Annotated in this window: 7 protein-coding genes; all 7 read left to right on the forward strand. The window is 35.0% G+C overall.

The window, feature by feature from the left end; translation table 11 throughout:
- Window positions 1-21 precede the first annotated feature (21 nt).
- The gene (locus ACH6CY_RS13510) at window positions 22-2217 is read left to right on the forward strand and encodes a penicillin-binding protein (RefSeq protein ID WP_374067857.1); all 2196 of its coding nucleotides are present in this window, start codon (window positions 22-24) and stop codon (window positions 2215-2217) included.
- Between the two features lie 80 nt (window positions 2218-2297).
- Window positions 2298-4223, forward strand: coding sequence for a stage V sporulation protein D (locus tag ACH6CY_RS13515; RefSeq protein WP_374067858.1), 1926 nt, complete (start codon window positions 2298-2300; stop codon window positions 4221-4223).
- 184 nt (window positions 4224-4407) lie between these two features.
- Window positions 4408-5880 carry a UDP-N-acetylmuramoyl-L-alanyl-D-glutamate--2,6-diaminopimelate ligase gene (locus tag ACH6CY_RS13520; RefSeq protein WP_374067859.1) on the forward strand — a complete coding sequence of 491 codons (1473 nt, stop codon included), beginning with the start codon at window positions 4408-4410 and terminating at the stop codon, window positions 5878-5880.
- A 73-nt stretch (window positions 5881-5953) separates the two neighbouring features.
- Window positions 5954-7315: a UDP-N-acetylmuramoyl-tripeptide--D-alanyl-D-alanine ligase gene (locus ACH6CY_RS13525; protein ID WP_374067860.1), complete on the forward strand. Its 1362-nt coding sequence runs from the start codon at window positions 5954-5956 to the stop codon at window positions 7313-7315.
- Window positions 7316-7388: 73 nt separating this feature from the next.
- Entirely contained in the window at window positions 7389-8351 is a 963-nt protein-coding gene (gene mraY / locus ACH6CY_RS13530; RefSeq protein WP_374067864.1) for a phospho-N-acetylmuramoyl-pentapeptide-transferase, read from the forward strand.
- Window positions 8348-9694 (forward strand): UDP-N-acetylmuramoyl-L-alanine--D-glutamate ligase, encoded by a 1347-nt coding sequence (gene murD / locus ACH6CY_RS13535; protein ID WP_374067861.1) that lies wholly within the window; start codon window positions 8348-8350, stop codon window positions 9692-9694. The genes mraY and murD overlap by 4 nt, the downstream gene beginning before the upstream one ends.
- 86 nt (window positions 9695-9780) lie before the next feature.
- Complete coding sequence (gene spoVE, locus ACH6CY_RS13540) at window positions 9781-10893, forward strand: stage V sporulation protein E (protein WP_374067862.1); 1113 nt, start codon at window positions 9781-9783, stop codon at window positions 10891-10893.
- Window positions 10894-11040: the final 147 nt, after the last annotated feature.

The following is an 11040-nucleotide window of genomic DNA, read 5'->3' on the forward strand; positions in this document are numbered from 1 at the left end:
TGTTAGAGGATGGGATAGAAATTGAAAAAAAATAGAACGACACAATTAATGACCAATGTATTAACAGTTATATTTGTCGTGATATTTCTATTAATTGCTGGGCGATTTTTATACATTCAGACTACTGGAGAAGTACAAGGGATAAACTTAGATGAATGGGCAGATAGTCGTCGAACAAACAGCTATAAGATAACAGCAAAAAGAGGTTCGATTTATGATCGAAAAAATATGGCTTTAGCTCAAAATCGTGCTATCTATGATTTGTATGCCATTGTAGATGACTCATTCTCATCTGATCCAGAAAAAAAATTAAAACACGTGGCAGATGTAGAAAAGACAGCGAATGCACTCGCACCAGTTTTAGGTGTAGATGTCGCTGAAGTTACTGCTATATTAAAAAAAGGAATAGAAGCGGATAAATTTCAAGTTGAATTTGGTGAAATTGGTAGTCAATTAAGTCAAGAAACAAAAAATGAAATTGAAAAACTCAAGTTGCCAGGGATTAATTTTCGTCAAGAGGCAAAGCGTTATTACCCGAATGGAACATTTGCTTCTCAAGTTATTGGTTTAGCACAGAAACAAGACGGAGAAAAAATTATTGGATTAACTGGAATTGAAGCACAATTAGATGATAAACTTCAAGGTACAAACGGGTCGATCTCTTATAAGCGTGATAAATATAATACAAAATTACTACAGCCGGATGAAATCATTCAAGAAGCAAAAGATGGACAAAATGTTTATCTGACAATTGATCAAAAAATACAAACATTTTTAGAAGATGCTTTATCACAAGTTGTTGAAGACTATAATCCAAAGCGAATTACTGCAACGATTATCGATCCGAAAACTGGAGAAATATTAGCAATGGGAAACCGTCCAAGTTATAATCCGAATGATTTAGGTGAAGTAGAGAATTGGTATAATGATGTTGTATCTGTACCAATTGAACCTGGATCGACAATGAAAATTTTCACCTTAGCGTCTGCGATTGAAGAAGGCGTATTTAATCCGAACGAAACTTTTAAATCAGGTAGTTTTAAAATTGATCAGATTATTCGACCGATTACTGATTATAATCAGAGTTGGGGATCGATTTCTTACTTAGAAGGGTTTCAACGTTCCTCTAATGTGGCTATGGCAAAGTTAGTGTGGGATAAAATTGGAACAGACACTTTCCTAGACTATTTAAAAACTTTTCATTTTGATCAAAAAACAGGAATAGATATCCCAAGAGAAAAAGCGGGAACACTTTTGTATAATCATCCAATTGAAAAGCTTACTGCTAGTTTTGGACAGGGGGCAACTGTAACACCAATTCAGCTTATTCAAGCTGCAACTGCAATTGCGAACGATGGTAAAATGATGAAACCATATACCATTGCTAAAATTGAAGATGCTGAAACGAACGATGTATTGCAAAAGAATGAGCCAGAAATAGTTGAGAATCCTATTTCTAAGGAAACTGCCGATCAAGTGCTAGATATTATGGGCACTGTTATTACATCAGAGTATGGAACAGGGCGTAGGTATAACTTAGATGATTATTCTGTAGCTGGAAAAACTGGTACGGCACAAATTTCAAATCCTAAAGGTGGATACCTTGTTGGTAAGGAGAATTATATTTTCTCTTTTTTAGGAATGGTTCCTAAAGAAGATCCTGAATTAATTATGTATATAACTGTACAGCAACCGGAGCTAGAAGCTGATGAAACAGGTTCAGCGCCAGTATCATATATTTTTAATAATGTTATGAAAAATAGCTTGCATTATATGAATATTCAGCCTGATAAAGAAAAACAAGTACCAGTAAAAACAATTGATTTTCCTAATGTAATCAATCAATCTACTGAATCAATAAAAAATGATCTAGAGAAAAAAGACTTAGATGTTGTTGTTATTGGGAATGGTGATACAATTAAGAAGAGCAATTTTAATGAAGGAGAACAAGTAGTAACAAAAGACCGGGTTTTTCTTGTTACTGACAATCCAATAATACCATCGATTAAAGGCTGGTCTCGGCGTGATGTTATAGAATTGAGTGAACTATTACAATTGGATCTAGAAACAATGGGTAATGGCTATGCTAATTCTCAAAGTATTAAACCTGGTACTACTATAAAAGAGGGTACGTATATTATGGTTGAATTTTCGTTGCCAGATCGGATATCGTCAAAGGAATCAAAGCAAAAAGAAGAACCAGAAGAAGCAAGTTAGATTGAAAATATACAGTGTTCTATTCAATCATCAATGACATATATATAGATACAAGTTTATTTGTTCGGAGGAGTTAGAAAATGAAACGAGTATCTAATGTTACGATGAGAAAAAGGATAGTCACTGTATTTCTTTTTGCGCTTCTTTTATTTATAGCAGTTCTTATTCGTTTGGCTTTTGTCCAGTTTATTATGGGTGAGGAACTAGTTGAAAAAGCTGAAGCTTCTTGGAGTAGAGATATTGTTTTTGAAGCAGAGCGAGGAAAGATTTTGGACAAGAATGGTCTGGTATTAGCAGAAAATGTGTCTGCACCAACTGTAATGATTGTACCAAGGCAAATAAATAATCCAAAGCGAACAGCTTCGTTGCTTAGTAAGATCATAGATATAAATGAAGCGGACATGTTACAACACTTAACAAAAAACACAAGTATTGTTCGTTTCTCTCAAGGAAGAAAAATAACAGAAGAACAAGCAAAAGCGATTCAAGTTTTACAGTTAGATGGTGTTTATATCGCTCAAGATTCTAAACGACATTATCCAAATGGAGAATATCTTTCTCATGTATTAGGATTTAGTGGGATAGATAATCAAGGATTAATAGGTTTGGAACTCTACTATGATGACAAATTAAAAGGAGAAAGTGGTAGTTTGTCCTTTTATTCTGATGCAAAGGGGAAAAGACTTCCTAATCTAGCTGATACTTACCATCCGCCAATTGACGGACATGATTTACAATTAACGATTGATGAAAGAGTTCAAACGATAGTTGAGCGAGAATTGGATTTAGCAGAGGCAAAATATAGTCCAGATGGTGCAATAGCATTAGCTGTTGACCCGGACAGTGGTGGAATTCTTGCGATGGCTTCAAGACCGAATTTTCATCCAGCAAATTATAAAAAACTTGACCCGAGTACGTACAATAGGAACCTCCCTATTTGGAGTACATATGAACCGGGATCTACTTTTAAAATAATTACTTTAGCTGCCGCTTTAGAAGAAAAAGTGGTAGATTTAGAAGAAGATACATTTTATGATAAAGGTTCAATGAAAGTTGGTGGATCAACTTTACACTGTTGGAAAAGAGGCGGGCATGGTCAACAAACTTATTTGGAAGTTGTCCAAAATTCGTGTAACCCTGGTTTTATTTCTTTAGGTCAAAAAATTGGAAAAGAAAAATTATATCGTTATATAACTGATTTTGGATTTGGTAATAAAACAGGAGTTGATTTATTCGGAGAGGAAAATGGTATTTTATTCGATCTTGATCGAGTTGGTCCAGTAGAATTAGCTACTACGTCATTTGGTCAAGGTGTTTCAGTTACACCAATTCAACAAGTAATGGCAGTATCAGCAGCTGTTAATGGTGGATATTTGTACACTCCACATTTAGCATCAAGTTGGCTTCATCCAATTACAGGAGCAGTAGTTGAAACTAATGAACCCAATATGAAGAAACAAGTTATATCTAATCAGACTTCTGAAAAGATTCGTGAAGCACTTGAAACTGTAGTAGCAAAAGGAACAGGTCGTGGTGCATATGTAGAGGGTTTTCGGGTTGGTGGTAAAACAGGGACAGCTCAGAAAGTGGGTAAGAATGGAAGGTATATGGAGAACAACCATATTGTATCCTTTATTGGTGTTGCGCCTTCAAATGATCCAGAAATAGTTGTTTATGTAGCGATTGATAATCCGAAAAGTACAGTACAGTTTGGCGGAGTAGTAGCTGCACCTATAGTGGGAAATGTAATTGAAGATAGCTTGCGTGCTATGGGAATTGATTCTGTAGAAAAGGGACTTGAAAAAAAGTATCAATGGCCAGAGCAACCACTTGTTGAAGTGCCTAATTTAATTGGCTCTTCAAAAAACGATTTACAAAAGTATCAACTTAACCTTTCCATTGAAGCATCTGGTGCAGGTGATGTTGTTATCGATCAAGCGCCAGAAGCCGGAAAGAAAATTGAGCAAGGAGATACAGTCCGCCTTTACTTCGGAAATAAAAAATAGATATGATTAACCATGCTGTTAATTGATTTTTTTGGTACAATATATAAGTATTAAAAAATTAGCCTATTAGCTTTCATGGAACAATTAAACTTGGCAGTGCCAGGTTTTTCCTTGTGAAAAATAATTTGAAACAGTAATGAGTACTTTTTTATGAACAAAGTTTAATGGTCGAGGAGGAACGACAATGAAGCAACTAATAGATTTATTACATACTATTCCACAATATCAAGGGAATCAAGATATTCCTTCCATAGAGATAAAAGGAATCACCATTGATTCTAGACAAGTGCAACAAGGCTATCTATTTTTTTGTATTGAAGGTTATACAGTAGATGGGCATGATTTTGTTGAACAAGCAATTGAAAATGGTGCGGTAGCGGTTGTTGCAGAAAAACAATTATCTACTTGTAACGTACCTGTTTTTTATGTGAGAAATACGACCAAAGCCTTAGGTTACCTTGCTAATGCTTTCTACGATACTCCAACACAAAAATTAGATCTTATAGGTGTGACAGGCACAAATGGAAAAACATCAGTAACGAGCTTAATTAATGAAATGTTACAAGCAACTCAAGAAGTTACCGGCTTAATTGGTACCATTGAGATGAAAATAGCAGCGGAATCTTTTCCTGTCGCAAATACAACACCTGAAATATCTTTTTTACAAAAGGGTTTTTATCGAATGATTCAAGCAGGTGTGCAAACAGCTGTAATGGAAGTATCGTCACACGCACTAGAATTAGGGCGTGTAAATGGCTGTGATTTTGATATTGCTGTATTTACCAATTTATCGCAAGATCATTTAGATTATCATGGATCAATGGATCAATACTTTTTAGCAAAGAGTCGTTTGTTCCAACAGCTTGGGAATGTGTATGATAAGAATAAACCAAAATATGCTGTTATTAATACTGATGATGCCTATAGTGAGCAACTCATTGATGCTACCGTTCAGCCAGTAATCACTTATGGTATTGACAAGTCTGCTGATGTGCATGCTAAAAATATCTCGCTCCATGCAAATGGAAGTAAATTTATATTACAAACGTTTAAAGGTAATATTGAGATAACTAGCAAATTAATGGGGAAATTCAGTATATACAATATGCTTGCAGCAGTCAGTGTTGCATTATTAAAAGGTATATCACTAAAAAATATAAAAAATGTATTAGAGCACACTACGGGAATAAGTGGTCGTTTTGAACCGGTTCAAGCTGGGCAGTCTTACGGTGTTGTCGTAGATTACGCACATACACCTGATTCGCTTCAAAATGTTCTAGAAACAATGAATGAATTTACACAAGGAAAAACTTATGTTGTCGTTGGATGTGGTGGGGATCGCGATAAAACAAAACGACCTCTAATGGGAGAAATCGCATGTAAATATGCTGATTATGCCATTTTTACATCTGATAACCCCCGATCTGAGGATCCTCAAGCAATTTTGGGTGATATGATTAAAGATTTAAAAACAGCGAATTATGAATTAGAAGTTAATCGTAAGCAAGCAATAGAAAAAATCATTGCATTAGCGAATGAAAATGATATGATATTAATTGCTGGTAAAGGCCATGAAACCTATCAAATAATAGGAAATGAGACATTACCTTTTGATGACCGAGAAATTGCAAAAAAAGCGATAACCAATAATCTATAGCAAAATGAATATGTTCCGCAGCATTTTTGCTTGAATAATGAATGCTTATTTCTTAACGTAAGGAGTTACTATCATGTTATTTTTAACAAATGATATCATTGAGTTATTTCCAAATACACAAGGGGCGGTGACAGGGAACTTACCAATTCGCCAAGTAACAACAGACAGTAGAGTTACTACAAATCATGGCTTATTCGTTCCTTTAAAAGGGGATAAGTTTAATGGCCATGAATTTCTAGATCAGGCAATTAACAATGGAGCTATTGCAGCCGTTTGGGATCAAAGTGAATCCGTACCAGAATATGTCCCAACTGATCTTCCCATTTTCTTTGTTGAAGATACGTTACATGCCCTTCAACAATTAGCGGGTTATTATCGAAATAAAATCAATCCTACTGTCATTGGTATAACTGGTTCAAATGGAAAAACAACGACAAAAGATATCATTGCAACTGTATTAGCTCAAAAGTTTCAAACACATCACACAAAAGGTAACTTGAATAATCATATTGGGTTACCATTAACTATTTTAAATATGTCACCTAACACAGAAATACTTGTAGTTGAAATGGGGATGAATCATTTTGGGGAAATACGTGTATTGTCAACAATTGCTGCTCCAGATTACGCGATCATTACTAATATTGGGGAATCGCACATAGAATATTTAAAAACAAGATCAGGGATAGCTAAAGCAAAAGCAGAAATAATAACTGGGTTAAATGATAAAGGATGTATGTACGTGGATGGAGATGAATCATTATTAGATTCCTATATAGAGGGCATGAATGTGCAACCTATTGGGTTTGAATCTAATGTACCATACCGCATACAGGATATAAATGTTACTAGTACAAAAACAACATTTATATTCGAAAATGAATCGTATTCAATTCCTTTGTTAGGTAAACATCACGCGAAGAATGCGTCCTATGCTATTGCGCTTGCTAAAGATTTAGGGATGAACCATGATCAAATTCAAATAGGATTATCAACTATTGAAATGACTGGGATGCGATTTGAGTCATTAAAAGGACTAAATGGTTCAACTGTAATTAACGATACGTATAACGCCTCGCCAACATCTATGAAAGCAGCAATTGAAGTAGTGAAAGAAATGAAATCTTTTAAGAAAAAAATATTGGTACTAGGTGACATGTTTGAATTAGGTGATCGCGCAAAAGTCTATCATCGGGAGATAGCAGATTCGATAACGGAGGACATTCACTTTGTGTGTACCATTGGAAAGCATTCAAAAGTATTGAATCAAGAATTAAACATTAGTAAACCCAATATCATAGCTAATCACTTTGAAGATAAGCAAGAATTAGTTGCGTTTTTACAACCACTGCTAGACGAAACGACTTTAATCTTATTAAAAGCTTCTAGAGGTATGCAATTAGAAATAGTATGTAAAAGTATTGTGTTCGATTAATAAAGACGCATAGGGCGGTTTCTTATAGGCAAAGGAGGAGAATATCTTGAATGAATATATTTTAATTATTACAATGAGCATCGCATTTTTAATTACCGTCCTCTTATCACCGATTTTTATCCCATTTTTACGAAAGTTAAAATTTGGTCAAAGTATTCGGGAAGAAGGACCACAATCACACATGATTAAGACAGGAACCCCAACAATGGGTGGTGTCATGATTGTTTTAAGTATCATTACAACTACAATAATTATGACAACAAAATTTGAACAAGCAAGTTGGTTTCGATCCGAGAGCTTCTTGTTAATATTTATTTTATTTAGTTATGGCGTGCTTGGATTTTTGGATGACTTCATTAAAGTGGCGTTGAAGCGAAATTTGGGCCTCACTTCAAAGCAAAAAATGTTCGGGCAAATTATTATTGCAGCTATCTTTTATATTGTTTTAAAAATTAATGAGTTTCCAACTTATTTGAGTATACCAGGAACTAATTTGCAATTTGATTTAGGTTGGGGATATGGCATTCTAGTAGTATTAATGATTGTCGGTGCTTCTAATGCGGTAAACTTAACAGATGGTTTAGATGGCTTGTTAGCAGGAACAGCCGCAATAGCTTTTGGTGCTTTTGGAATTTTGGCTTGGTACGGTGTGACGCAATTTGAAGTGTCGATTTTCTCCATGGCAGTTGTTGGTTCGCTGCTTGGCTTTTTAGTATTTAACGCACACCCAGCTAAAGTTTTTATGGGAGACACAGGTTCACTTGCTTTAGGAGCTTCTATAGCTGCAGTTGCTATTTTAACAAAATTAGAAATACTATTAGTTATCATTGGTGGTGTTTTCGTATTAGAAACATTGTCTGTGATCATTCAAGTAATCTCTTTCAAAACCACAGGGAAACGGATTTTTCGAATGAGCCCACTGCATCATCATTACGAATTAAAAGGGTGGTCAGAATGGAGAGTAGTGACAACTTTCTGGTTAGTTGGATTATTATTTGCTGCTCTCGGTATGTATATTGAGGTGTGGCTCACATGAATCAACTCATTTCATTTCCGTATCAGCATGTATTAGTATTAGGATTAGCAAAAAGCGGTACAGCAGCTTGTGAAATTTTAGCCGACAATGGTTGCTTAGTGAAAGCAAATGATTTGAATGCACAGCTAGACGATCCATCGATTATTCGCTTAAAAAAACTCGGTATAGAAGTAGTAACAGGTGGGCACCCATTATCCTTATTAGAAAATATTGATGTTATTGTGAAAAACCCTGGTATACCATATGAGAATATGTTAGTTAAAGAAGCTTTAAACCGAAATATTCCAGTAATTACTGAAATAGAACTCGTACAATATTTAACGCGCAATCAAATTATTGGGATTACAGGTTCAAACGGTAAAACGACAACAACGACCTTAATCCATGAAATGTTAACGAACAGTCAGCAAGCTAACAAAATTGCGGGAAATATTGGTATGGTTGCTGCTGAAGTAGCTTCCACATTAAAGAATAAAGAAACGCTAGTTGTTGAATTATCTTCTTTTCAATTAATGGGAACAACAACATTTCAGCCGAAAATTGCTGTATTATTAAATTTGTTTCAAGCACATCTAGATTATCACCATACATTTGAAAACTATCAATATGCAAAAGCACAAATTTTTTCCAATCAAGATAAAAATGACTTTATTATTTATAATGCAGATGATGTTAATGTGGTGGAGGTAGTCCAGACAGCGAAATCTACAAGGATACCATTTAGTACAAAACAGTATTTACCTAATGGTGCTTGGTGTGATGAATCATATATATATTTTAAAGATCAAGCTATTATCGCACGATCGGAAATAAGATTAGTAGGAAAGCATAATTTGGAAAACATTCTTGCTTCTATTGCGTCTTGTCTGTTAGCTGGTGGTACGGTAGAAGGAATTAAGCAAGTACTTACTACATTTACTGGTGTAAAACACCGGTTACAATATATAAGAAACTATAACGAACGTCTATTTTATAATGATTCAAAAGCAACAAATATAGTAGCAACATCCAAAGCAATTTCCTCATTCAATCATCCAGTTGTCCTTTTAGCAGGAGGATTAGATCGTGGAAATAGTTTTGATGAATTAATCCCTTATTTACATGCTGTGAAAACGTTAATCGTTTTTGGGGAGACAGCCAATAAAATAGAGGAAGCTGGAAAAAAAGCTGGAATAAATTCAATTATTCATGTGGAAACAATGCAGCAAGCTGTTGAAAAAGCTTATGCACATTCAAATGAGCGTGATGTCATTTTATTATCACCAGCTTGTGCAAGTTGGGATCAATATCGAACATTTGAAGAAAGAGGAGACATGTTTGTAAAAGCTGTGCATACATTATAGTAAGGCTCGTACAACTGTATAAAAAGCCTTTATTTCCTATATTCGTTCACAAATAAGTGTTAACGTTGAAGAAAAGGGGCAATAATGTGAGCAATAAGAGACATGCACAGCCAAATCCAGATTTGTTTTTAGTAATTGTTATTTTAGCATTGCTTGTAATAGGGATTGTGATGGTTTATAGTGCTTCAGCAATTTTGGCATCTTATAAATTTGATGATTCTTTTTATTTTTCCAAGCGTCAGTTGCTGTTTGCTGGCATAGGTATAGTTGCTATGCTTGTTGTATCAAGAATTCCTTATCAAACATGGAGAGTTTATGCAAAACCGATTCTTATTTGTTGTTTCATTTTACTTATAGCGGTATTAATCCCTGGTATAGGTATGGTTAGAGGAGGAGCAAGAAGTTGGATCGGTATCGGTGCCTTTAGCATTCAGCCAGCTGAATTTATGAAATTGGGGTTAATCATTTTTCTTTCTACTTACTTAGCTGAAAAACAACGATATATTCAATCATTAAAGCAAGGGTTTCTTCCATTAACCCTGTTAATTTTTACGAGTTTTGGTTTAATTATGTTACAGCCCGATTTAGGAACAGGTGTAGTCCTTGTTCTTTCCTGTTTTATGTTGCTATTTGTTGCGGGTGCGAAAATTAGTCACTTTGCGATACTTGGCTTACTAGGAATAATCGGATTTGCTGGACTTATCATCTCTGCACCTTATCGCATGAATCGAATCTTGGCTTTTTTAAATCCTTGGGAGGATCCGCTAAATAACGGTTTCCAAATCATTCAATCATTATATGCGATTGGCCCGGGTGGGTTATTAGGTATGGGGTTTGGGAATAGTTTGCAAAAATTTTTTTATTTACCTGAGCCGCACAATGATTTTATTTTCGCTATTATTGCTGAGGAACTAGGTTTTATTGGTGGGAGTTTTTTAATTCTCCTATTCTTCCTCTTGTTATGGCGAGGAGTACGCGTGGGGTTAACTGCCCCTGATAAATTTGGCATGTTACTAGGACTAGGAATTACCTCCATGATTTCTTTACAAGCAATCATTAATATTAGTGTTGTTATTGGGTTAATTCCAGTGACAGGAATTACATTGCCTTTTCTAAGTTATGGTGGGTCTTCCCTTACCTTAACCTTGGCATCTGTAGGGATTTTAATTAACATCAGTCGCTTTTCACACCCAGTGTAAGTAAAAGCGTAATCCATTGAATGAATAATATAAAAAAACGAAAAACAGAAAATTGTTTTTCGTTTTTTATAGGTTCTACGTCAAATCACGTTGGTGAGTCAGAATAGTCAACTGAATTATTTTATGTTCGCGTCCTAAAGTAGCTAA

Origin of the sequence: Paraliobacillus sp. JSM ZJ581, from assembly GCF_044383835.1 — a bacterium.
GTDB lineage: Bacteria > Bacillota > Bacilli > Bacillales > Amphibacillaceae > Paraliobacillus.

What these genes read in the sequence shown, in the direction of transcription:
- mraY (WP_374067864.1), top strand. Translation starts at nt 7,389, where the DNA reads ATGAGCATCGCATTTTTAATTACCGTCCTCTTATCACCGATTTTTATC.
- ACH6CY_RS13525 (WP_374067860.1), top strand. Translation starts at nt 5,954, where the DNA reads ATGTTATTTTTAACAAATGATATCATTGAGTTATTTCCAAATACACAA.
- murD (WP_374067861.1), top strand. Translation starts at nt 8,348, where the DNA reads ATGAATCAACTCATTTCATTTCCGTATCAGCATGTATTAGTATTAGGA.
- ACH6CY_RS13520 (WP_374067859.1), top strand. Translation starts at nt 4,408, where the DNA reads ATGAAGCAACTAATAGATTTATTACATACTATTCCACAATATCAAGGG.
- ACH6CY_RS13515 (WP_374067858.1), top strand. Translation starts at nt 2,298, where the DNA reads ATGAAACGAGTATCTAATGTTACGATGAGAAAAAGGATAGTCACTGTA.